This is a genomic window from Microbacterium lacusdiani (assembly GCF_054779895.1).
Window position 1 is genome coordinate 50,506 of record NZ_BAAGXJ010000006.1, and the last position, 22,937, is coordinate 73,442.

General features: G+C 71.7%; 22 protein-coding genes and 2 tRNA genes. 12 read left to right on the forward strand and 12 right to left on the reverse strand.

Translation table 11 applies throughout. The features are described from left to right. Positions 1-54: 54 nt before the first annotated feature. From topA to ACYVGN_RS06450, 6 genes are all read left to right on the forward strand, one after another. On the forward strand, positions 55-2,901 hold the full coding sequence (gene topA, locus ACYVGN_RS06425) for a type I DNA topoisomerase (protein WP_460789572.1): 2,847 nt from the start codon (positions 55-57) through the stop codon (positions 2,899-2,901). After that, positions 2,898-3,539 carry a dTMP kinase gene (gene tmk, locus ACYVGN_RS06430; protein ID WP_460789573.1) on the forward strand — a complete coding sequence of 214 codons (642 nt, stop codon included), beginning with the start codon at positions 2,898-2,900 and terminating at the stop codon, positions 3,537-3,539. The genes topA and tmk overlap by 4 nt, the downstream gene beginning before the upstream one ends. A 207-nt stretch (positions 3,540-3,746) precedes the next feature. Further along, the gene (locus tag ACYVGN_RS06435) at positions 3,747-4,901 is read left to right on the forward strand and encodes a DNA polymerase III subunit delta' (RefSeq protein WP_460789575.1); all 1,155 of its coding nucleotides are present in this window, start codon (positions 3,747-3,749) and stop codon (positions 4,899-4,901) included. Further along, complete coding sequence (locus tag ACYVGN_RS06440) at positions 4,898-6,460, forward strand: alpha/beta hydrolase (protein WP_460789577.1); 1,563 nt, start codon at positions 4,898-4,900, stop codon at positions 6,458-6,460. Before ACYVGN_RS06435 ends, ACYVGN_RS06440 begins: the two co-directional genes overlap by 4 nt. 90 nt (positions 6,461-6,550) lie before the next feature. Further along, positions 6,551-6,623 (forward strand) — tRNA-Thr (locus ACYVGN_RS06445). Between the two features lie 139 nt (positions 6,624-6,762). Beyond that, entirely contained in the window at positions 6,763-7,203 is a 441-nt protein-coding gene (locus tag ACYVGN_RS06450; protein WP_460789579.1) for a rhodanese-like domain-containing protein, read from the forward strand. Here the strand turns inward: ACYVGN_RS06450 and ACYVGN_RS06455 are convergent. Next, positions 7,184-7,903 (reverse strand): DUF4230 domain-containing protein, encoded by a 720-nt coding sequence (locus ACYVGN_RS06455; RefSeq protein WP_460789581.1) that lies wholly within the window; start codon positions 7,901-7,903, stop codon positions 7,184-7,186. The genes ACYVGN_RS06450 and ACYVGN_RS06455 overlap by 20 nt on opposite strands. 126 nt (positions 7,904-8,029) lie before the next feature. Here ACYVGN_RS06455 and ACYVGN_RS06460 point away from each other — a divergent pair, with 126 nt between their 5' ends. Then, complete coding sequence (locus ACYVGN_RS06460; RefSeq protein ID WP_460789583.1) at positions 8,030-8,473, forward strand: hypothetical protein; 444 nt, start codon at positions 8,030-8,032, stop codon at positions 8,471-8,473. A gap of 74 nt (positions 8,474-8,547) precedes the next feature. Here the strand turns inward: ACYVGN_RS06460 and ACYVGN_RS06465 are convergent, their stop codons facing one another. After that, positions 8,548-8,937, reverse strand: coding sequence for a hypothetical protein (locus tag ACYVGN_RS06465; protein WP_460789584.1), 390 nt, complete (start codon positions 8,935-8,937; stop codon positions 8,548-8,550). Between the two features lie 107 nt (positions 8,938-9,044). On the opposite strand from ACYVGN_RS06465, the gene ACYVGN_RS06470 reads away from it, so the two are divergent. Together ACYVGN_RS06470 and ACYVGN_RS06475 are read left to right on the forward strand one after the other, a co-directional pair. Continuing rightward, the gene (locus tag ACYVGN_RS06470; protein ID WP_460789586.1) at positions 9,045-9,635 is read left to right on the forward strand and encodes an isochorismatase family protein; all 591 of its coding nucleotides are present in this window, start codon (positions 9,045-9,047) and stop codon (positions 9,633-9,635) included. Next, positions 9,632-10,444, forward strand: coding sequence for a transglutaminase-like domain-containing protein (locus ACYVGN_RS06475; RefSeq protein WP_460789588.1), 813 nt, complete (start codon positions 9,632-9,634; stop codon positions 10,442-10,444). Before ACYVGN_RS06470 ends, ACYVGN_RS06475 begins: the two co-directional genes overlap by 4 nt. An 8-nt stretch (positions 10,445-10,452) precedes the next feature. Here the strand turns inward: ACYVGN_RS06475 and ACYVGN_RS06480 are convergent, their stop codons facing one another. After that, positions 10,453-11,748: an RNA polymerase sigma factor gene (locus ACYVGN_RS06480; protein WP_460789590.1), complete on the reverse strand. Its 1,296-nt coding sequence runs from the start codon at positions 11,746-11,748 to the stop codon at positions 10,453-10,455. Further along, a complete protein-coding gene (locus ACYVGN_RS06485; RefSeq protein WP_055993775.1) occupies positions 11,712-12,137 on the reverse strand; it encodes a YciI family protein in 426 nt (141 codons plus the stop codon). Before ACYVGN_RS06485 ends, ACYVGN_RS06480 begins: the two co-directional genes overlap by 37 nt. Before the next feature lie 235 nt (positions 12,138-12,372). Between ACYVGN_RS06485 and ACYVGN_RS06490 the strand changes: the two genes are divergently transcribed. Continuing rightward, positions 12,373-12,675 carry a DUF7882 family protein gene (locus tag ACYVGN_RS06490; protein ID WP_460789592.1) on the forward strand — a complete coding sequence of 101 codons (303 nt, stop codon included), beginning with the start codon at positions 12,373-12,375 and terminating at the stop codon, positions 12,673-12,675. A gap of 2 nt (positions 12,676-12,677) precedes the next feature. Here ACYVGN_RS06490 and ACYVGN_RS06495 read toward each other — a convergent pair whose 3' ends face one another. Together ACYVGN_RS06495 and ACYVGN_RS06500 are read right to left on the reverse strand one after the other, a co-directional pair. After that, a complete protein-coding gene (locus ACYVGN_RS06495; RefSeq protein ID WP_460789594.1) occupies positions 12,678-13,343 on the reverse strand; it encodes a DNA alkylation repair protein in 666 nt (221 codons plus the stop codon). Between the two features lies 1 nt (position 13,344). After that, positions 13,345-13,417 (reverse strand) — tRNA-Lys (locus ACYVGN_RS06500). Positions 13,418-13,488: 71 nt separating this feature from the next. On the opposite strand from ACYVGN_RS06500, the gene ACYVGN_RS06505 reads away from it, so the two are divergent. Both ACYVGN_RS06505 and ACYVGN_RS06510 read left to right on the forward strand, forming a co-directional pair. Next, complete coding sequence (locus ACYVGN_RS06505) at positions 13,489-14,118, forward strand: DNA-directed RNA polymerase subunit beta (RefSeq protein WP_460789595.1); 630 nt, start codon at positions 13,489-13,491, stop codon at positions 14,116-14,118. A gap of 391 nt (positions 14,119-14,509) precedes the next feature. After that, positions 14,510-15,406 (forward strand): aminodeoxychorismate lyase, encoded by an 897-nt coding sequence (locus tag ACYVGN_RS06510; protein ID WP_055993783.1) that lies wholly within the window; start codon positions 14,510-14,512, stop codon positions 15,404-15,406. A gap of 59 nt (positions 15,407-15,465) precedes the next feature. Here ACYVGN_RS06510 and pstB read toward each other — a convergent pair whose 3' ends face one another. The 6 genes from pstB to ACYVGN_RS06540 all read right to left on the reverse strand — a co-directional run bounded on the left by pstB (position 15,466) and on the right by ACYVGN_RS06540 (position 22,916). Beyond that, the gene (gene pstB, locus ACYVGN_RS06515) at positions 15,466-16,245 is read right to left on the reverse strand and encodes a phosphate ABC transporter ATP-binding protein PstB (RefSeq protein WP_055993786.1); all 780 of its coding nucleotides are present in this window, start codon (positions 16,243-16,245) and stop codon (positions 15,466-15,468) included. Positions 16,246-16,288: 43 nt separating this feature from the next. Further along, a complete protein-coding gene (gene pstA / locus ACYVGN_RS06520) occupies positions 16,289-17,374 on the reverse strand; it encodes a phosphate ABC transporter permease PstA (protein WP_460789597.1) in 1,086 nt (361 codons plus the stop codon). Next, the gene (gene pstC / locus ACYVGN_RS06525) at positions 17,374-18,378 is read right to left on the reverse strand and encodes a phosphate ABC transporter permease subunit PstC (protein ID WP_460789599.1); all 1,005 of its coding nucleotides are present in this window, start codon (positions 18,376-18,378) and stop codon (positions 17,374-17,376) included. The genes pstA and pstC overlap by 1 nt, the downstream gene beginning before the upstream one ends. A gap of 140 nt (positions 18,379-18,518) precedes the next feature. Next, positions 18,519-19,628 (reverse strand): phosphate ABC transporter substrate-binding protein PstS, encoded by a 1,110-nt coding sequence (gene pstS / locus ACYVGN_RS06530; protein WP_460789601.1) that lies wholly within the window; start codon positions 19,626-19,628, stop codon positions 18,519-18,521. Between the two features lie 178 nt (positions 19,629-19,806). After that, entirely contained in the window at positions 19,807-20,745 is a 939-nt protein-coding gene (locus ACYVGN_RS06535) for an NUDIX hydrolase (RefSeq protein ID WP_460789603.1), read from the reverse strand. Beyond that, positions 20,742-22,916 carry an RNA degradosome polyphosphate kinase gene (locus tag ACYVGN_RS06540; protein WP_460789605.1) on the reverse strand — a complete coding sequence of 725 codons (2,175 nt, stop codon included), beginning with the start codon at positions 22,914-22,916 and terminating at the stop codon, positions 20,742-20,744. The genes ACYVGN_RS06535 and ACYVGN_RS06540 overlap by 4 nt, the downstream gene beginning before the upstream one ends. Between the last annotated feature and the right edge of the window lie 21 nt (positions 22,917-22,937).

Below are 22,937 nucleotides of genomic sequence, written 5' to 3' on the forward strand. Positions count from 1 at the left end.
AGTCGGCGCTCAGGCGCGCTGTATGTATTGTGTGCAACGACGAAAGGACACCCGTTGTCATCAGGCAAGAAGCTCGTCATCGTCGAGTCCCCGACGAAGATGAGGTCGATCCAGGGCTACCTCGGCGACGAATATGAGGTGCTCAGCTCCGTCGGGCACATCCGTGACCTCGCGGACAAGCGCGACATCCCCGAGAAGGATCGCGCCGCGTACGGCAAGTACTCGATCGACATCGACAACGGCTTCGACCCCTATTACGTCGTCAGCGACCGCAAGACCAAGACGGTCTCCGAGCTCAAGCGGGCGGTGAAGAACGCGTCGGAGGTCCTGCTCGCCACCGATGAGGATCGCGAGGGCGAGGCCATCGCGTGGCACCTGCTCGAGACGCTCAAGCCCAAGGTGCCGGTCAAGCGCATGGTGTTCCACGAGATCACCAAGGACGCCATCCGCGCCGCCGTCGAGCGCACGCGCGATCTCGACCTCGCGCTCGTCGACGCGCAGGAGACCCGGCGCATCCTGGACCGCCTGTACGGCTGGGACGTGTCGCCCGTGCTGTGGCGCAAGGTCGGCACCGGCGCCAGCGGCCAGGCGCTCAGCGCCGGCCGCGTGCAGTCCGCCGCGACGCGCCTGATCGTCGACCGCGAGCGCGAGCGCATGGCGTTCGTCTCGGCGGACTACTGGGGCATCGAGGCGCGGGCCGCGCGCGACGCCGAGGGCTTCACGGTGCGCCTGGTCCGCCTGGACGGCGCCTCGCTCGCCGTCGGCCGCGACTTCGACGACCGCGGTCAGCTCAAGCGCGCCGTCGTCGTGCTGAACGAGCAGGATGCGCGCGCGCTCGCCGCGGCGATCGAGGCCGCCGGCACGGCGACCGTCACCAAGGTCGAGGCCAAGCCGGGCAAGCGTCGCCCGTACGCGCCGTTCACGACCTCGACGCTGCAGCAGGAGGCGGGCCGCAAGCTCGGCCTGTCGGCGAAGAACACGATGTCGGTCGCGCAGAGCCTGTACGAGCGCGGCTACATCACCTACATGCGCACCGACTCGACGAACCTCAGCGCGCAGGCGATCAAGGCCGCGCGTGAGCAGGCCGTCGCGCTGTACGGCGAGCGCGCCGTGCCGCTGAAGCCCCGCGTGTACGCGTCCAAGAGCAAGAACGCGCAGGAGGCGCACGAGGCGATCCGCCCGTCGGGCGAGCAGTTCCGCACGCCCAAGCAGGTCGCGGGCGAGCTGGGCCGCGACGAGCTGCGGATGTACGACCTGATCTGGAAGCGCACGGTCGCGAGCCAGATGTCCGACGCCGAGTTCGAGACCACGACCGTCACGCTCGCGGCGGAGGTGGACGGCAAGACCGCCGAGTTCACGGCCTCCGGCACCGTGTACACGTTCAAGGGCTTCCTCGAGGCGTACGAGGAGGGCCGCGACGAGCGCCGCGGCGACGCGGACGAGGCCGAGAACCAGTCCCTGCCGAAGGTGGCCGCGGGCGACGCGCTCGCGCTCACGGACGCCGACCCCAAGGGCCACTCGACCACCCCGCCGCCTCGCTACACCGAGGCGAGCCTGGTCAAGGCGCTCGAGGAGAAGGGCATCGGCCGCCCGTCGACCTTCGCGAGCATCATCGGCGTGATCCTGGACCGCGGCTACGCGACCAAGCGGGGTCAGGCGCTCGTGCCGTCGTGGCTGGCGTTCAGCGTCGTGCGGCTGCTCGAGCAGCACTTCGCCGAGCTGGTCGACTACGACTTCACGGCCGCCCTCGAGGACGACCTCGACGCGATCGCGCGCGGCGAGCAGAAGCGCGTCGAGTGGCTGCGCTCGTTCTACTTCGGATCCGGCGAGCACCCGGGCCTGCGCAACATCGTCGACAACCTCGGCGAGATCGACGCGCGCGCCCTGAACGCCACGCCCCTCACCGACACCGCCACGCTGCGGTTCGGCAAGTACGGTCCGTACATCGAGGTCGTCGACCCGGCCAAGCCCGACGAGAAGCCGCGCATCGTCAACGTGCCCGAGGACCTCGCGCCCGACGAGCTCACCGCCCAGAAGGTGCAGGAGCTCATCGATGCGCCCGTGGCCGGAGACCGCGTGCTGGGGGAGAACCCCGAGAACGGCAAGCTCGTGGTCGTGAAGGACGGCCGCTTCGGTCCGTACGTGCAGGAGCAGGATCCGGTGGACCCCGACGCCGTGGACGAGGAGACCGGCGAGGTCGCCGACGAGGTGCCGAAGAAGCGCACGGCCAAGAAGGCCGCCGCTCCCAAGCCCCGCACGGCGTCGCTGTTCAAGTCCATGTCGCCCGAGACGATCGACCTCGACACGGCGCTCAAGCTCCTGTCGCTGCCCCGCGTCGTGGGCGCCGACCCCGAGACGGGCGAGGAGATCACGGCCCAGAACGGCCGCTACGGCCCGTACCTGAAGAAGGGCGCCGACTCGCGCTCGCTCGAGAGCGAGAGCCAGATCTTCGACGTCACGCTCGAGCAGGCGATCGAGATCTACAAGCAGCCCAAGTACGGCGCCCGTCGCACGGCGTCCAGCGCGCTCAAGGAGTTCGACGCGGATCCGGTCAGCGGCAAGCCGATCCGCGTGCGCGACGGCCGGTTCGGCCCGTACGTCACGGACGGCGAGACGAACGTGACGATCCCGCGCGGCACCAGCGTGGACGACGTGACGTTCGAGCGCGCGGTCGAGATGCTCGCCGAGAAGCGCGCCAAGGGCCCCGCCCCCAAGCGCGGTCGCGCGGCGGCGAAGACCACGGCGAAGGCCCCCGCGGCCAAGAAGACGACCACGGCGAAGAAGACGACCGCGGCGAAGAAGACGACGGGCACGACGGCGTCCTCGCGGTCGGAGGCGGCCAAGAAGGCCGCGGCCACGCGCGCCGCCAACCGCGCGAAGAAGGCGGCGGAGGGCCAGTGACCGAGTCCGCCGGGCTCTGGATCACGTTCGAGGGCGGCGACGGCTCCGGGAAGACCACGCAGGCTCGCCTGCTGCAGGAGTGGATCGAGAGCACGGGCCGTACGGTCGTGCGCACGCGCGAGCCGGGCGGCACCGACGTCGGGCGCACGCTGCGCGAGCTCGTGCTGCACCACCGGGCCGCCGACGGCACGAGCGACATCGGCCCGCGCGCCGAGGCGCTGCTGTTCGCCGCGGACCGCGCGCACCACGTGGCGTCGCTGGTGAAGCCGGCGCTCGAGCGCGGCGAGGTCGTGATCCAGGATCGCTACCTCGACTCGTCCGTCGCGTACCAGGGCGCGGGCCGCGTGCTCGACCCCGCCGAGGTGCGCGACCTGTCGCTGTGGGCGACCGACGGCGCGCTCCCGGACGTGACCGTGCTGCTCGACCTGGATCCGGCGGCCGCGCGCGCCCGGCTCGACGCCGACGACAAGCCCTTCGACCGGCTCGAGGCCGAGAAGGCGGAGTTCCACACGCGCGTGCGCGAGGCCTTCCTCGCGCTCGCCACCGCGGAGCCCGGCCGCTTCCTGGTGCTCGACGCCTCCCGCCCGATCGCGGATCTCGCGGCCGACATCCGCACCCGCGTCACCCCGCTGCTCTGACCCCTGTGCACCTCCGCTCGACGGCGCCGTCGGCATGTCTGTCGTGCGAGCGAAGCGAGCGTGCCGCGGAGCGGCCAATCGCAGCGCGAAGCGCTGCCGAACGGAGCGAAGCGACGTTCCTCGCTCGCAAGGGTGCCGCTTGCGGCCCCGCAGCGTGCGAGACGCTTCTAGAAGAGAACGTCCCATGCCGCGGTTAGGCTGGAGCGCATGACCACCGTGGCCGCGCCCTCCCTGCCGTGGGGCGAGGTGTGGGGGCAGGACGAGGCCGTCGAGACCCTCCGCGCCGCGGCCGCCGATCCCGGTGCGCTCGCGCACGCGTGGCTCATCACCGGCCCTCCCGGTTCGGGACGCGCGCCCCTCGCGCGCGCGTTCGCCGCGGCCCTGATCGCGGGGCCCGACGACGAGCACGGCATGCGCCAGGTGCTCGCGGGCACCCATCCGGATCTCACCGCGCTGCGCACGGAGGGCGTGATCATCCGGATCGAGGATGCGCGCGCCATGGCCGCCCGCTCCTACCTCGCCCCGTCCGCGGGGCGCTATCGCGTGATGCTGATGGAGGACGCCGACCGGATGACCGAGCGCACGTCGAACGTGCTGCTCAAGGCCCTCGAGGAGCCGCCGGCCGACACGGTCTGGATCCTGTGCGCGCCGAGCGACGCCGACCTGCTGCCGACCATCCGCTCGCGGGTGCGCGTGCTGCGGCTGCGCGAGCCGGAGGTCGAGCAGGTCGCGGCGCTCATCACGGCCCGCACGGGAGCCGACCCGGCCGTCGCCGAGCAGGCGGCCCGGCACGCGCAGCGCCACATCGGCATGGCCCAGCGGCTCGCGACCGACGAGGCGTCGCGCCGTCGCCGCGACGAGACCCTGCGGGCCGTCCTGCGGGTGCGCGGCATTTCCGACGTGGTCGAGGTCGCCGGGCAGATCGTGCAGGCGGCCACGGACGACGCCAAGGCGCTCACCGCGGAGCGGGACGAGTCCGAGCGGGCGTCGCTGCTGCGCACGGTCGGGATCCCGGACGGGTCGAAGATCCCGTCCGCCGTGCGCGCCCAGCTGTCGGCGCTCGAGGAGGAGCAGAAGCGCCGCGCGACCCGCAGCCTGCGCGACGGCCTGGACCGGGTGCTGACCGACCTGCAGTCGCTCTACCGCGACGTGGTCATGCTCCAGTTCCGGCGGGACGAGGGCATCATCAACCTCGAGCTCGTCGACGACCTGCGCGCACTGGCCGCCGCGTGGCCGGCCGAGCGCACCCTGACCGTCCTCGATCACATCGCCGAGACGCGCGAGGCGCTCGAGCAGAACGTGCAGCCCACGCTCGCGCTCGAGTCGCTCCTCGTGACCGTCGTCAGCGGAAGGAAGCCGTGACGCGCTCACCCCGGGGCTCACGGGCCCTCCGACGTCCCCTGTCCGCGCTCGCGCTGCTGGTCGCAGGCGCCCTCACGCTCTCGGGATGCCTGTACTCCCAGATCCCGCGCGAGGTCGGCGGACCGTGCGTCGCCGAGCCCGAGGTCGGGGCGGACGTCGCGGCCGACCTGCGCCCGTTCTACGAGCAGCGGATCGACTGGACGGACTGCGGCGAGGGCCTCGAGAAGGCGACGGTGACCGCGCCGCTCGACTGGGCGGATCCCGACGCGGGCGAGATCGAGCTCGCGATCGTGCGTCAGCCGGCGACCGGCGGCGAGCCGCTCGGATCGCTGCTCGTGAACCCGGGTGGCCCGGGTGGCAGCGGCTTCGACTTCGTCGCCGAGACCGTCGACTTCGCGGTGAGCGAGGAGCTCCAGGAGAACTACGACATCATCGGCTTCGACCCGCGCGGGGTGGGCGGATCGACCGCCGTCCGCTGCCTCGACGCTCCCGCGATGGACGAGTTCCTCTACTCGGTGCCTGAGAACAGGCGGGACACCCCGGAGTGGGAGCGCGAGCTCGAGGAGCGCAACACGCGCTTCGCCGAGGCCTGCGAGGCGAACAGCGGCGGCGTGCTGGAGTTCATCACGACGGAGCAGTCGGCGCGCGACATGGACCTGCTGCGCGGCGTGCTGGGCGACGAGAAGCTCACGTACCTCGGCTACTCGTACGGGACGTTCCTCGGGGCCACCTACGCCAAGCTCTTCCCGGAGCGCGTCGGCCGGCTCGTGCTCGACGGCGCGATCGACCCCTCGGTATCGGGAACGGATGTCGGCACGACGCAGGCTCTCGGCTTCGAGCGGGCGCTGCGCACGTACATGGGCTCGTGCCTCGCGGCCGAGGGATGCCCGTTCGACGGCACCGTCGACCAGGCGATGGCCGATCTCGCGGCCCTGCTGGCCGCCGTGGACCGCGCGCCCATCCCGGCCGCCGACGGGCGTGAGCTCGGCGCCGACACGCTGATGACGACGATCATCGCCGCGCTGTACGCGGAGGTGAACTGGCCGTACCTGACCGAGGCGCTGACGGGCGTGCTGCAGGGCGACCCGGCCACCGCGTTCATGCTGGCCGACTTCTACAACGGCCGCGAGAACGGGCAGTACGCCGACAACTCGACCGAGGCGTTCCACGCGTACAACTGCATGGACTACCCGCTGGACGAGACGCAGGAGGAGCTGGACGCGGCCGACGCCCTGATCGCCCGCGAGGCCCCCACCATCGCGCCGTACTGGTCGGGACCCGGTCTGTGCGAGGTGTGGCCGTTCGAGCCGACGGGCGTGCGCGAGCCGATCGCGGCGGAGGGGGCCCCGCCCATCGTCGTGATCGGGACCACGGGCGACCCGGCCACACCGTACGAGTGGGCCGTGTCGCTCGCGGACCAGCTCTCGAGCGGCGTGATGATGACGTTCGAGGGCGAGGGCCACACCGCCTACAACGGCCAGAGCGAGTGCATCGACCGGGCCGTCGACGCGTTCTTCGTCGACGGCACCGTCCCGCAGGACGGGCTCACCTGCCGCTGAACCAGCCGACGCTCCCGGGTGCCCGCCGCGGTTCGGAGCACGGTCCCGGATCGGGTATGATGGTTCATCGTGCCGCGTGAGCGCGCACACGCCGCCTTAGCTCAGTCGGCAGAGCGATTCACTCGTAATGAATAGGTCGTCGGTTCGATTCCGACAGGCGGCTCGACAAGGCCCCCGGACTCCACTCCGGGGGCCTTCTCGTTTTCCCGGCCCCGGAGGCCCGGGCCTGGATGGCCGGATCTCGGCGGCGGATGTCCGTCGCGCGCCTCGCGGGTCGCGTCGCGAGCGGATGGGATGGTCGCATGACCGAATCCGCCACCGTCGCACAGCACGGCGTCGACACCGCCTCGGCGGTCGAGCACTTCGCGCGCAGGCTCCGCCACGAGACCGACCCCTCCGACGTCGCCGCCGCCCGCGCGGCGGGGGAGCCGCTCACGATCGTCGACGTGCGATCCCAGGCCTCGTTCGACCAGGGCCACGTGCCCGGGGCGATCCACCTGCCGGCCCGAGAGATCCCGCAGCGCCACACCGAGCTCGCGGGCCTTCCGAACCTCGTCGTCTACTGCTGGGGCCCCGCGTGCAACGGTGCCACGAAGGCCGCGCTCGAGCTGAGCCGGCTCGGCTACGTCGTGAAGGAGATGATCGGCGGCTTCGAGTACTGGGCGCGCGAGGGCCTCGCTGTGCAGACCGCCGACGGTCGCACGCGCCGGCCGATCGACCCGCTCACCGCGCCGGTGGGCTGACCGGTCCGAACTCGACCGTGACGCGCGCGTAGCCGAGCGACGCGAGCAGCGTCTCCAGCGTCCGCGCCGTGTTCTCCTCCGCGCGCCCGGCCAGGTCCGACTCCGCCGCGGCGGCGGCGATCTCGTCCCGGCCCTTCGCGAGCGCCTCCTGCCGCGCGTCGGTGTCGGGTGCGAGCAGATCGCCCACCCGGTCGATGAGCCCCCGCTCGTGCGAGAGCACGTGGCTCGCATCCAGATCGATGCTCGGCTCGGTGAGCTCCGGCTCGGGCACCGTGACCGTCACGGACTCCCCGTCGGGCGAGATCCGGATGGCGCGGGCGTCGAGCGTCTCGAAGTCCACGAAGGCCTCGACGGTGCCGTGCGCGACCAGGCTGAGGCGCTCGCCGGCGAGCCAGGCCGGCAGGTGCTCGACATCCGACTCCAGATCCACCAGCACCTCGTACTCGGCCTCGGCGGCCACGAAGCGCGCGAGGTCGCGCAGCGACGTGAGGACGGGCTCGGTCGACCGGTCCAGCTCGCTGCGGGAGAAGGGGTTCAGGTCATCCAGCAGGGCGCCGAGGAACGCGTCTCGCACACCCTCGCGCATCCCGCCGACGACGCCGGCGACCATCCCCACGACGAGGACCAGCGCGAGCACGAAGCCGATGGCGCCGGCCAGCCACGCGGGCATCCGGCGTCGGGGGCGCGTCGCGTCGGCCATGCCGGAAGCCTAGTCACGGCGGCGCCTCCTCAGGACGCCGGTCGCGCCGCGCGACATCCTGACGCAGCGGGAGCCCGGCACCTGAGAGACTGGTCCGGTGAGTGCGACGGCGACGGCAGGGGTCCGATGCGACCGCCGCATGCCGCGCACGGCATGAACGGCGCGGGCGCGGCGTTCGCCGCGATCACGGAGATCCTGACGTGGGCCGGCCTCGGCGCGGCGGCGGTGTTCGGCGCCGCGGCGCTGATCGTCAAGCTCGCGGACGGGACGTGGCTCCCCGTGCGGGCGGTCATCATCGGCGACCCGGATGCCGCGGGTCCCTCAGCGCGCGAGGTGGTGCGCTGGTTCGGGGAGGACGGCGTCCACGAGGCGCCCCTGACCGCCGAGCTGCGCGCGGCGGCCGAGGGCGACGAGGTGATGCTGCATCACCGCGTGGGCAGCCGGGACGACGTGAGGCTCGATGCGCACTCGCCGTGGCCGCGCCTGCTGGGCGGGGTAGCGCTCGCGAGCGGCGGCGTGGGCCTGCTCGCCCTGGTCGCGCAGATCGCGGCGATGTTCGCCGCGGGCTGATCAGCCCTCCGCGGGCCCCACGGGCTGCCGCAGGATGGTGCGTCGCCGCTCGGCCGGCACGCGCCGGAAGTCGCTCAGGCCGGGGGTCCGGCCTTGGCCACGGCCGCCGCGACTGCGGCGTCGAGCATCGCCGCGTCGATCCAGTCGGGCGTCATGATCATGAGGGTCCAGCTCCAGCGCGACTTGTCCCGCTCGCTGGTGAACGCCGTCATGTCCTCGGCCCACCACGTGCCCTCGAGTGGCATCACGACGTGGTCCCGGCCGAGGTCGCGGCTCGCGAACTTGAGTCGATAGGCCACGGGGTACAGCGCCTCGACCGCCGCGGCGAAGCCGGCGGAGGAGTTGGGATCGCCGTGCCCGTCGATCATCAGGTACTGCAGCGGCGGCACGTCGACGACCCGGAAGTCGCCCCGCCGGGCGCGGTAGGAGTCCAGGGTCCGCGTGAAGTCGATCTTCTCGCTCATCCACTCGCTCCCAGGGGCCGGGACATCCGTCATCCGACGCCCTCATTCTGGCCGCGGACCGCCCACGCCGCCTCCCCGCCCGCCGGGGTGCGGCGTACGCTCGAGATATGACCAGGGCGCTTCTCATCGTGGACGTGCAGAACGACTTCACCGAGGGCGGTGTGCTCGGCGTGACGGGCGGCCACGCCGTCGCGGAGGGCGTGACGCGCCTGCTCGCGGAGCGGGCGGGCGACTACGCGATGGTGGTCGCGTCGCGCGACTGGCATGACGCGGAGGGCGACAACGGCGGCCACTTCGCGTTCGGCGGCGCCACCGGTCAGCCCGACTTCGTCGACACGTGGCCGCCGCACTGCGTGGCGGGCACCGAGGGCGCGGAGTACGACCCCGGCTTCGACACGTCGACGGTCACGCACCACGTCAAGAAGGGCCAGGGGCGCCCGGCGTACTCGATGTTCGAGGGCGCGACCGACGACGGCGAGACCGTCGCGCAGCTCCTCGCCGATCGGGGAGTCGAGACGGTCGACGTCGTCGGCATCGCGACCGACCACTGCGTGCGGGCCACGGCGCTCGACGCGATCGAGCACGGCCAGCACGTGCGCGTCCTGCTCGACCTCGTCGCCGGGGTCGGCGTCGAGTCGAGCGAGGCCGCGCTGGCCGAGCTCGCCCACGCCGGCGCCGAGCTGGTCGAGCGCGCATGACGGCCGCCACGCGCGACATCTCGGTCGGCCTCGACATCGAGGTGCAGACCCCCACCGAGCTCGAGATGCAGATCGCGGTCGCGCGCGTGCCCGGCATCCGCCTCGACGAGGAGCTCGCCGTCACGCTCGACGGGGAGCCCGTCGAACTCGAGGAGCTGGTGGATCCGCTCGGGGCGCGCATCCACCGCATGCAGCTGACGCACGGGGACCTCGAGGTCTCGTACCGCGCCGCGGTCGAGACCGGCGGGGGAGCGACGCCCGTCACGCCGCACGACCGCTCCGTCTACCTGCGTCCGAGCCGCTACGCCGAGTCCGACCGCTTCTTCGCCCTGGTCGGGTCTCAGTTCGACCGGTCGCTGCCGGCCGCCGAGCTCGCCCGCGAGGTCGTCGGCTTCGTGGCCTCGCGGCTGCGGTACGTGCCCGGCGTCAGCGACGTCAACGACAGCGCGATCGACACGCTGCTCGACGGGGCGGGGGTGTGCCGCGACTACGCGCACCTGACGATCGCCATCCTGCGCGCGCTGAACATCCCGGCCCGGCTCGTCGCGGTCTACGCGCCGGGCCTGAGCCCCATGGACTTCCACGCGGTGGCCGAGGCGCTGATCGACGGCGAGTGGGTGGTGCTCGACGCCACCCGCCTCGCGCCGCGCCAGAGCCTCGTGCGCATCGCGACCGGCCGGGACGCCGCCGACACCGCGTTCCTCGACAACCACGGCGGATCCATCCTGCTGCGCTCGTACCGGATCCTCGCGACCGTGCGCGGCGACCTGCCGCTCGACGACGGCACGGGCCTGGTGCGCCTGCCGTAGCGAGCGGATCAGCCGAGCGCGCGCAGCTTGCGCTCGAACACCGCGCGCTCGCCCTCGTTGGCGGTCAGCCGTGCGGCGGTCGCGAGCTCGGCGCGGGCCTCGTCGATGCGGCCGAGGCGGATGAGCAGCTCGGCGCGCACGCCGGGCAGCTGGGCGTAGCCGGCCAGCGCCGACGCGAGCCCGTCCACGATGCGCAGCGCGGTCGCCGGGCCCTCGGACATCGACACGGCCACCGCGCGGTTCAGCTCGACCACGGGGGAGGGGGCGATCCGGCCCAGGGCCTCGTACAGCACCGCGATGCGCTCCCAGTCGGTGTCCTCCACCGACGTCGCCACGTCGTGGCACTCGGCGATGGCCGCCTGCAGCGCGTACGGGCCCCGGCCGCGCCCCAGCGCGTCGCCGCGGGCGAGCGCGTCCCGGCCCAGGGCGATCAGACCGCGGTCCCAGTGGGTCCGGTCCTGGTCGGCGAGCAGCACCGGCTCGCCGGCCGCGTCCAGCCGCGCGGGGAAGCGCGCGGCGCTCAGCGCCATGAGCGCCACGAGGCCGTGCGCCTCCGGCTCCCGCGGCGCCAGGCCCGCCAGCACGCGCGCGAGCCGCAGCGCCTCGCGGCTCAGGTCGGTGCGCATCCACGCCGCCCCCGCGCTCGCCGCATAGCCCTCGTTGAAGATCAGGTACAGCACGCTGAGCACGGCCGACAGTCGCGCGGGGTGCTCGTCGGGGGTGGGCACCTCGAACGGGATGGCCGCCGCCGCGAGGGTCTTCTTGGCCCGGACGATGCGCTGCTGCACGGTCGCGACCGGCACCAGGAAGGCCCGCGCGATCTCCTCGGTCGTGAGGCCGCCCACGACGCGCAGCGTGAGCGCGATGCTCGCCTCGCGGGAGAGCACGGGGTGGCACGCCACGAAGACCAGGCGCAGGACGTCGTCCTCGATCTGCTCCGGATCCCAGGCGGGCGCGTCGACCTCGTCGAGATCCCGCGCGAGCTGCGCGTAGCGCTCGTCCTGCCGCGCCTGCCGCCGCCAGTGGTCGATCGCCCGGCGCTTGCCGACCGCGACCAGCCACGCCCCGGGGTTGGCCGGCACGCCCGACGCGGGCCACGAGCCCAGCGCCTCGGCGAGGGCCTCCTGCGTCACGTCCTCGGCGAGGGAGAAGTCCCCGGTCACGCGCGTGAGCGTCGCGACGATGCGCGCGGACTCGATGCGCCAGACCGCCTCGACGGCGCGTCTCACCGAATCCGGGGAGGCCGTCGAGGCGATCGGGGCGTCGTTCACTGCTGCTGGCGCGCGGCCTGCTCCTCGCGCCATCCCTCTTCCTTCTGGATCCACTCGTTGTCGGCGGGGAAGTCCTCGGGGCCCGTCACACGGCGGATCTCGATCTTGTTGCCGGGCGTGAGCGGGGCGCGCTTGGCCCACTCCGCCGCCTCCTCGATGGTGGGCACCTCGAGCACCCAGAAGCCGTTGAACAGCTCCTTGGTCTCGCCGTACGGGCCGTCGGTCACCACCGGCGGCGTCGCCGAGAAGTCCACCACGAGGCCCGGCTCGGGCGCGAGGCCGTCGCCGCCGACCATCACGCCGGCCTTCATCATGGACTCGTTGAACGCGCCCATCGCGGCGATCACCTCCTCGAACGGCACCTCGCTGTACGCGGCGACCGCCTCGTCCGTCGCGCGCATGATGAGCATGTACTTGGCCATGTCGTCCTCCTTGATCCTGGGCGCCTCCGGCGCCGCCTCGGTGGGCCGTGATTCCGACCCCTTCACCCATACGTCGTGCGGCGGAACCGCCGATCGACATCCTCGCGAGAAATTCCTCCGCGCGTCCTGGCGAACCGTTCCCCGGCGCCGGCGCCGGCGCGCGGCGCCTCCCGATGGCCGGGAGGCGCGCGGAATCACCGTTCCGCGAAGTCCTCCGCAGGCGTAGCGTCCGGACATGGGCGCCCTCATCTACGACAGCGTCGATCCGCCGATCCTCATCGAGGACCGTGCGCTCTCCCACCTGAAGGTCGTGATCCTCGCCAAGCTGCGACGCAGCGAGAGCTTCGCGGTCTCCTGGAAGCACCCCGCCGAGCAGGGCGGCCGCTCGACCATCTGGATCCACCCCGGGATCCCACTGCGCTTCGTGTTCGAGGAGTCCGATCCGCCCGAGCTCAACCAGGAGTGGCTCGCGCGGCTCGCCGAGTCGGCCAGCGAGCTCGGCGGGATCGTCCTCACCGCCGAGGAGGTGAGCGGGTAGCGTCAGCCCGCCTGCCGCCGCACCATCTCGCCGATCCAGATCGGCGCGTAGGGCGACGTGCAGTTCGGGGGCGTCGGGTAGTCCTTGAGCACCTCGAGACGCTCGCCGATGTCGATCGCGCGCGCCCGGCGATCCGGGTGGTGGATGCCGATCATCGCGAGCGTCGTGTTCATCTCCCACTGGATGCGCTCGTGCGCGTCGCGCATGCCGGCCTCGATCTCGTCGAGCAGCGCGTCGAGGTCCACCTGGTCGGGGCGCTTGACCACGGTGTCGGCCGTGAGGGCCCAGCCGGCGCTCGCGACGACCGGGTCGGCGTCGCCCAGCCACATCGTGCGCAGCCGCTCGACGTGCGGGCTCTTCTTGGCGACGTAGTTGATCAGCCAGTCCTGCACCTTGCGCGCGCGTGCCTGGCGGAGCATCCGGTCGATCTCCTCGGCCCTGAACGCCTTCGGCCGACAGATGAGCAGCGCCACCAGCATGGCCGGCGTCACGTCGGTCGCCCACAGCTCGGCCGCGAGGTCCTGATCGGTCTTCAGGCCCTTTGCGACCGCGCGCAGCTTCGTGAGGTTGACGCCGTGGTCATCTCCGTGCCGCTCGTTGACCTCCCGCATGCGCGGATCCTCCAGAGCGGCGAGCTCGGCCAGGACGGCGGCGACGGTCGGAGACACGTGGGCCCAGTGGGGCTCGAACCCACGACCCGCGGATTAAAAGTCCGATGCTCTGCCAACTGAGCTATAGGCCCGCCTCTACTCTACGCGGGGCGGCTGGCGCCCGGCCGCACCCCGGCCGGAGGCCCGGGCGTACCCTGGATCGATGACCGACGACTTCCACAAGCCCGTGCGGCGTCCGTCGGAGACCTTCGACCGGCTGTACGCGGCGGAGGATCCCGCGGAGGTGTCGCGCGCCGCCCACTCCACCGCGGCCGCCCTCCTCTCGCGCGTGCGCGAGGAGCGCGATCCCGAGGCCGTCGACCGGCTGGTCGGGTTCACGTCGCGCCACGGCATCGACGACATCGCCGAGCTGTGGTCGCACTCGCCCGCCAAGAGCCTGCCCGGGTCGCTCTGGAGGCTGTACCTGCTGCAGCTGTCGATCCACGACGACCCCGCCACCGCCGCGCTGCTCTACGACCGCGGGCGCACCGAGCTGCGCTCGACCGACGCCGTGGTCGCCGGCGCGCCCGTGCCGGCCGGCCCCAGCGAGCTCGTCGCCCTGATCGACACCATCCTGCGCGGCGCGTTCCAGGGCGACTTCGCGGTCGCGCTCGACAGGGCCGCCGCGTTCTGCCGCGTCCAGGCGTCGGGCGCCACGCACCTCGCCGACGACTACGAGCGCACCGAGCCGCACCGGTCCACCGAGCTCACCACCCGCGCCCTGCGCCTGGCGACCTACGCCACCGACCTCACCGCCGCCGCCCGCCTGTGGCGCCGAGAGGCCCTCACCTGAGGATCCGGTGGATGTCCCGGACTCGGGAATGCCCGCCCGGAGCGCTCCGTTAGACTCGTATGGCCGGGCCGCAGCAAACCCCGGGCTCCAACTTCTGCCGCCGCGAGCGGCCTTGCGCCGAGAGGCGTTTCTGCGGTCCGGCATTTTTCTTTTCGGATCGGGTTCCCACGAGATCGAACGCTCGCGCCCACGCTTCGCGCGGGCCCTCTCGTTCGAGGCTGAGGTTCCAGCCGGTCGTTGAGCGGAGCGAAGCGGAGTCGAAACGTGCTGAAGCGACCCGGCCGTTCGGGATGGTTCGGCCGCGTTTCGACTCCGGCTCCTTCGTCGCCTCCGCTCAACGACCGAGGGGTGGATGCCGGTCGTTGAGCGCGCGCGGTCGTAGGCTCGGGGCATGACCTGGCGATTCGCCCTCATCGTGGCGCCCGTGCCCGCAGACGACCCCCGCACCGACTTCGCCGACACGCTCGCCGTGATCGATCCCGACGCGCCGGCCCTGAGCGTGGGGGAGCTGAGCACCCAGCGCGGCGACGGGATCTTCGAGACCATCGGCGTGGTCGACGGGCACCCGCAGGAGGTGCAGGCGCACCTCGAGCGCCTCGCCCACTCCGCGCGCCTGTGCGACCTGCCCGCCCCGAACCTCGCGCAGTGGCGAGCCGCGGTCGAGCGGGCGGCGGTCGAATGCCCCGCGGGGGAGAGCGCCATCAAGCTCATCCTCAGCCGCGGCGTCGAGCGCGTCGCGACCGGCCTCGAGGGTCCCACCGCGTGGGTCACCGCCGCGCCCGCGGCCGACATGAGCGTGGCCCGCACCGAGGGCATCAAGGTCGTCACGCTCGACCGCGGCCTCGACAGCGGTGCCGCCACGCGCGCGCCCTGGCTCCTGCTCGGCGCCAAGACGCTGTCCTACGCCGTCAACATGGCGGCCCTGCGCGAGGCGCACCGCCGCGACGCGCACGACGCGATCTTCGTCACGAGCGACGGTTACGTGCTCGAGGCGCCTACCGCGTCCGTCATCCTGCGCCGCGGCGACACCTTCATCACGCCCGAGCCGAACGGCGGCATCCTGCATGGCACGACGCAGCTGAGCGTCTTCGACTGGCTCGAGGAGAACGGCCACTCGACCGGCTACGAGCACGTGCCGGCCGCCGCCCTCGGGACGGCCGACGCGATGTGGCTGGTCTCGAGCGTGCGGCTGGCGGCGCCCGTCACGCTCCTCGACGGCCGCGAGCTGCCCGTCGACCGCGAGCTCACGGCAGCGATGAACGCGTACCTGCTCAGCCCGCGCGACTGATCCGAGGACGACGATGGCCCCTCCCGAAGGAGGGGCCATCGTGCGTCGAGGCGTGGGGCTCAGCCGAAGCGGCCCGAGACGTAGTCCTCGGTCGCCTGCACCGACGGCGTCGTGAAGATCTTCGTCGTGTCGTCGTACTCGATGAGCTTGCCGGGCTTGCCCGTGCCCGCGATGTTGAAGAACGCGGTCTTGTCGCTCACGCGCGACGCCTGCTGCATGTTGTGCGTCACGATCACGACCGTGTAGTCGTTCTTGAGCTCGGAGATGAGCTCCTCGATCGCGAACGTCGAGATCGGGTCGAGGGCCGAGCACGGCTCGTCCATCAGGATGACCTGCGGCGACACCGCGATCGTGCGCGCGATGCACAGGCGCTGCTGCTGGCCGCCCGACAGGCCCGAGCCCGGGCGGTCGAGGCGGTCCTTGACCTCGTTCCACAGGTTGGCGCCGCGCAGCGACTTCTCGACGAGGTCGTCGGCGTCGCTCTTCGAGATGCGCTTGTTGTTCAGCGTCACGCCGGCCAGCACGTTCTCGCGGATCGACATGGTCGGGAACGGGTTGGGGCGCTGGAACACCATGCCCACCTGGCGGCGCACCAGCACGGGGTCGACGCCGTTGCCGTACAGGTTCTCGCCGTCGAGCAGCACCTCGCCCTCGACGCGGGCGCCGGGGATGACCTCGTGCATGCGGTTGAGCGTGCGCAGGAACGTGGACTTGCCACAGCCCGACGGGCCGATGAACGCGGTGACCGTGCGGGGCTGGATGTCGATGGAGACGCCCTCCACGGCGAGGAAGTCGCCGTAGTAGACGTTGAGGTCGTTGACTTCGATGCTCTTGGACACCTGGGTCTCTTTCTTCGGGAAGCGGGAGGTCGGGTCGAGGGCGTCAGCGGCCGGTCATCTTGGGCGCGAAGATCTTGGCGATCAGGCGCGCGCCGAGGTTGAGCACCATGACGATGAGGATGAGGGTCAGCGCGGCGGCCCAGGCGCGGGCGACCGAGGCGTCGGGGTTCGTGCCCTGCTGCATGTACGAGTTGTAGGCGAACACCGGCAGGGTCATCATGTTGTCGTTGAACAGGTTGGTGTTCAGGCTCTGCGTGAAGCCGGCCGTGAGCAGCAGCGGCGCGGTCTCGCCGATGACGCGGGCGATCGCGAGCATGACGCTCGTGGTGATGCCGGCGATCGACGTGGGCAGCACGACCTTCACGATCGTCGCCCACTTCGGCACGCCCAGGGCGTAGGACGCCTCGCGCAGCTCGTTCGGCACGATCCGCAGCAGCTCCTCGCTGCCTCGCACGACGACCGGGATCATCAGCACGGCCAGCGCGAGCGAGCCCATGATGCCCATCGAGGTGCCGGGCCCGATCAGGAGCGCGAACACCGAGTAGATGAACAGACCCGCGACGATCGACGGGATGCCCGTCATGACGTCGACGAGGAACGTGATGGCCTTGGCGATGCGGCCGCGGCCGTACTCGACGAGGTAGATCGAGGTCATCAGGCCGATCGGCACCGAGATGACCGTCGCCGCGAGCGTGATCAGGAGCGTGCCCCAGATGGCGTGCACGGCGCCGCCGCCCTCGCCCACGACGTTGCGCATCGAGTAGCTGAAGAACTCCAGGTCGAAGCGCTGCAGGCCCGCGACCAGCACCGTGAACAGCAGCGAGATGAGCGGCAGCAGGGCGAGCACGAACGCGCTCGCGACCAGGGCGGTCATGAGGCGGTCGACCGCGTGGCGGCGGCTCTCGGCGATGCTCGAGAGCACCGTGATCGCGATGAGGTAGATCAGCATGCCGAGCGCGACGGCGCCCGCGATGTTGAAGTCGGCCAGGTCGCCGCCGGCGCTCGCGACCCCGACGATCACGAACGAGATGAACATCGAGAAGGCGAGCAGGCCCCACGGGGCCCAGGCGGGCAGCTTGCCGGCGGTCAGCGACACGGTCGGTCGCGCGGGGGCGGCGATGGTGGCCATCAGTTCGCTCCAGAGAACTCGGCGCGGCGGGCGACGATCCAGCGCGCCACGAAGTTGACCGCGAAGGTCACGATGAACAGGATCAGACCGGTCGCGATCAGGGTGTTGACGCCCTCGTCGTGCGCCTCGGGGAACGAGAGCGCGATGTTCGCGGGGATCGGGGTCGGGTTGGTCGAGGTCAGCAGCTCGAACGTCACGACGCCCGAGACCGACAGCACCATGGTCACCGCCATGGTCTCGCCGAGCGCGCGGCCCAGGGCCAGCATCGCCGCGGAGACCATGCCGCCGCGGGCGAACGGCAGGACGGCCATCTGGATGACCTCCCAGCGCGTGGCGCCCAGCGCCAGCGCGGCCTCCTCGTGCAGCTTCGGGGTCTGGATGAACACCTCGCGGCAGATGGCGGTCATGATCGGCAGGATCATGACGGCGAGCACGAGCGAGGCGGTCATGATGGTGCGGCCCGTCGCCGACACCTGGCCGCCGAACAGCGGGATCCAGGCGAGCTTCTCGTTCAGCCACACGTAGAACGGCTGAAGCATCGGGGCGAAGGTGAGGCCGCCCCAGAGGCCGAAGACCACCGACGGCACGGCCGCGAGCAGGTCGATGATGTAGCCGAGGCCCGCCGCGAGACGGCGGGGCGCGTAGTGCGAGATGAAAAGCGCGATGCCGATCGCGACCGGCGAGGCGATCAGCAGCGCGATGGCCGACGCCCACACGGTGCCGAAGACGAGCGGCCACACGTAGTCCCAGAAGGAGCGGCCCTGGAGGATGTGGTTCGTGCTCGTGTCGGGCTTGAACGCGGGGAGCGACTGCAGGATCAGGAACGTCGCGACGGCCGCGAGCACGACGAGGATGACGATGCCGGCTCCGAGCGCGGTGCCGGAGAAGATGCGGTCGCCGGGGCGCTGCACCGGCTTCGCCGGGCGGGCGGCCTGAGCGGCCGGCTTCGGGGGACGCCCGGTGCCGCGGGCGGTCGCCTCGGGCTGCGGCGTTGTCGTGGTCATGCGGGCTGGCTCCTCAGACGCTCAGTCGGATCCGGTGACGGGGGACGGGGGATCACGCAGTTCGGTGCCCCCGCGCATCCTCGAAGAGGATCCCACATGGGAATGCGCGGGGGCACCGACTGCTTTCAGCGAGTGATCGGTCAGCCGACCTGGATCATGTCGATCGCGGCGAGGACCTGCTCACGCAGACCCTCCGAGATCGGGGCGGCGCCGGCGGCCTCGGCGGCGACCTGCTGGCCCTCCTCCGACGCCATGAACTCGAAGTACGCCTTCACGAGGCCGGCCTTCTCGGTGTCCTCGTACTGCTCGCACGCGATCAGGTAGCTGACCAGGGCGATCGGGTACGCGCCGTCGGCGGCGGCAGCCGGGTCGACGTCGAACACCAGGTCGGCGGCGCCGCGGCCCTCGACCAGCGGCGAGCTCTCGACCAGCGCGGCGGCGGCCTCGGGCGAGTACTCGATGAACTCGCCGCCGACCTCGACCTTGGCGGCCGTCAGCGTGTCGATCTGCGACGCGTCCGCGTACACGATCGCGCCGTTGCCGGCCTTGGCGGCGGCCACGACACCCGAGGTGCCCTGAGCGGCCTCGCCGCCCTCGATCGGCCACACGCCGTCGGCCTCCCACGTCCACACGTCGGGCGCGGTCGCGGCGAGGTAGTTGGTGAACGTCTCGGTGGTGCCCGAGTCGTCCGAGCGGTGGACCGGCGTGATGGCCAGGTCGGGCAGCTCGACGCCCTCGTTCAGCGCGGCGATGGCTGGGTCGTTCCAGTTGGTGATCTCGCCCGCGAACATGCCGGCGATGGTCGCGGCGTCCAGGTTCAGCGAGTCGACGCCCTCGAGGTTGTAGGCCACGGCGACCGGGGCGATGTAGAGCGGGACCTCGACGATGTCGTCGGTGGCGCACGCGCCGAAGCCGCCCGCGGCGACCTCCTCGTCGTCGAACGCGCGGTCCGAGCCGATGAAGTCCGAGGCGCCGGCGATGAAGTTCTCGCGGCCGGTGCCCGAGCCGGTGGGCTCGTAGTTGACGGTGACGTCGGGGTTGGCGGTCTGGAACGCGGCGACCCATGCCTCCTGGGCCGAGCCCTGCGACGAGGCGCCGGTCGCGTTGATGGTGCCGCTGAGGGTCGAGGCGGTCTCCTCCGGAGCGCCGCTCTCGCCGCCGGCGGGGGCCTCGTTGGCCGCGCAGCCCGCGAGGGCCAGCGCGGTGACGGCGCCGAACGCGGCGATGCTGGTGAAACGAGCGATCTTCACTGTGTATCCGTTTCGATCAGGGATTCAGGGACGTCCCCGCCGGGTCGCAGGGCACGTGGTGACCGTACGAGGGGGCAGTGAAGAGCGTGCGGTGCACTGGTGAACGGAAGGTGAACGACGCGCGTCGATCCCGCGGAGAAGCCCGATCGCACAGGGAATTCCCGGCGGGGGATGCGCGTCAGATCTTCGGCGCGTGGGTCTCGATCGCGACGATCCCCGAACCGGGATTCGTGGACGACACGTGCACGACGCTGAAGGCGCCGAACTCCAGGGCGGCCGCGTCGGCCAGGTAGGAGCCCCGCATGGTGCCGGTCGCAAGCGCCAACTCGGTCAGGATCTCCGGCAGCACCGGGCCGTGGCTGCACAGGACCGCGGGCTTGCCGGAGCGGATGCGCCGGCCCACGACCTGGCGCACGTCGGCGGCCCCGTCCTCCCACGCGTCCTGGCTGATCAGCTCGGTCTCGTCGATCCGGCGGCCGATGGCCTTCGAGAGCGGGACCACCGTCTTGACGCAGCGCACCGCGTCGCTGGAGACGATGCGGCGCACGCCGAACGCGCGCAGCCCTCCGACGATCGCCTTCGCCTGCTCCTTGCCGCGGGGAAGCAGGGGTCGCAGCGCGTCACGCCCGTCCCACTCGTCCCGCGGCACGGCCTTGCCGTGCCGCAGCGCGACGACCGGGAAGGTGTGCAGCACGCCGTCGTCGACGAGACGCTCGAAGTGCTCGAGGATCTCGATGTCGACCGGGTAGCTCAGCCGTGCGTGCGCCTTCTTGAGACCCACCCATTCGATGGCGGCGATCTCGTCGTTCGGCACGAAAGAGCTCTCCCGGATCGCCGCCTCGGTCGCCTCGGCCGACCAGTAGTGCACGATCTTCTCGCGTCCGCTCGGCAGCTTGTAGTGGGAGACGCCGAGCGGCGGGCCGAGCACCGTGCGGATGCCGGTCTCCTCGTGGATCTCGCGCACCGCGGTCTCGGCGAGCATCTCGCCCGGGTCGACCTTGCCCTTGGGGAGCGTGATGTCGCGGTACTTCGTGCGATGGATCAGCAGCACCCGCAGCTTGCCGTCGACGAGGCGCCACACCACGCCGCCGGCGGCGTAGACGGCCAGCGCGGTCATCGCGAGACGCGGGCCTGACGGCGGCGGCGGATGGCGCTCATCCGGCGATCCTGCAGGTCGGCGAGCGGCTTGCCGTCCTCGCCGACGCTGTGCCGGGTCCACACGCCCTCGGGCCCGAGGTGCCACGAGCTGGTGCCGTCGTCCATGGCCTGGTCGAACAGGCCCAGCAGCTCCGTGATGTGGCGCGGCGTCGTGACGCGCACGAGCGCCTCGACGCGGCGGTCGAGGTTGCGGTGCATCATGTCGGCGCTGCCGATGTACACGTCGGGGACCCCGTTGTTCGCGAACGCGAAGATGCGCGAGTGCTCGAGGTAGCGCCCCAGGATGGAGCGGACCGTGATGTTGTCGCTCACGCCGGGCAGGTCGGTGCGCAGCGAGCAGATGCCGCGCACCCAGACATCGACCTTCACGCCGGCGCTGCTCGCGCGGTACAGCGCGTCGATGATCTGCTCGTCGACCATCGAGTTGACCTTGATGCGCACGTACGCGGGCTTGCCCTCGAGCGCGTTGCGGCGCTCGCGGTCGATCAGCCGCAGCAGGCCCTTGCGCAGGTGCAGCGGCGCGACGAGCAGGCGCTTGAACTTCTTCTCGATCGCGTAGCCGCTCAGCTCGTTGAACAGGCGCGTGAGGTCGCGGCCGACCTGCGCGTCGGTCGTGAACAGGCCGAAGTCCTCGTACAGGCGGCTGGTCTTGGGGTTGTAGTTGCCCGTGCCGACGTGGCTGTAGTGGCGCAGCTCGCCCTTCTCCTCGCGGATCACGAGCGCGAGCTTGCAGTGGGTCTTGAGGCCGACCAGGCCGTACACGACGTGCACGCCCGCCTTCTCGAGCTTGCGCGCCCACACGATGTTGTTCGCCTCGTCGAAGCGGGCCTTGACCTCCACGAGGGCGAGCACCTGCTTGCCCGCCTCGGCCGCGTCGATCAGCGCCTGCACGATCGGGCTGTCACCCGAGGTGCGGTACAGCGTCTGCTTGATCGCGAGCACGTGCGGGTCGCGTGCGGCCTGCTCGAGGAACGCCTGCACGCTGGTCGCGAACGACTCGTACGGGTGGTGCACGAGCACGTCGCCCTTGCGGATGGCCGCGAACAGGTCGGCGCGCGCGTCGCTCGACTGCTCGGCCGACTGGAACGCGACCGCGGTCGTGGGGACGTGCGGCGGGTAGTGCAGCTCGGGGCGGTCGATCTTCGTCAGCTCGAACAGCGCGCGCAGGTCGAGCGGGCCGGGCAGGCGGTAGACCTCCTGCTCCGTGATGTCGAGCTCCTTGAGCAGCAGGTCGAGGGTGAGGTCGTCCATGTCCTCGGTGACCTCGAGGCGGATCGGCGGGCCGAAGCGGCGGCGCAGCAGCTCGGCCTCCAGCGCCTGGATGAGGTTCTCGGTCTCGTCCTCCTCGATCACCATGTCCTCGTTGCGCGTCAGGCGGAACGCGTGGTGATCCAGCACCTCCATGCCGGGGAACAGATCCTCGAGGTGCTGCGCGATCAGCTCCTCGAGCGGGATGTACCGCGCGCTCGAGCCGGCCGTGGGAACCTCGATCAGGCGCGGCAGCATGGGCGGCACCTTGAGACGCGCGAACTCCTGCCGGCCCGTGCGGGCGTTGCGGATGCGGATGGCCAGGTTCAGCGACAGGCCCGAGATGTAGGGGAAGGGGTGGGCCGGGTCGACGGCGAGCGGCATCAGCACCGGGAAGACCTTCGCCTGGAAGTAGTCGTACAGCGCCGCGCGCTCGTCGTCGCCCAGGTCGCCCCAGCCGACCACCTCGATCGCGGCCTTCGCGAGCGCGGGCCGGACGTCGTCGTTCCAGACCGCCGCGTGCCGCAGCTGCAGCGCGTGCGCCTCGGCCGAGATGCCCGCGAGGACTTCGCCCGGCGACCGGCCGACGTTGGTGGGCACCGCCAGGCCCGTGACGATGCGGCGCTTGAGGCCCGCCACCCGGACCATGAAGAACTCGTCGAGGTTGCTCGCGAAGATCGCCAGAAAGTTCGCCCGCTCCAGGACCGGGAGGGTCGGGTCCTCGGCCAGCTCGAGCACGCGCTGGTTGAACGCCAGCCAGCTCAGCTCGCGGTCGAGGTAGCGGTTCTCGGGAAGCTGCGCGTCGGGGGCCTCGACGGCGGCGTCGAAGTCGTCGTCCTCGGCGTCGCCGATCCCGGTGTCCACGATGGCGGTGTCGATCATGCGGCCCATCCTGCCACCGTC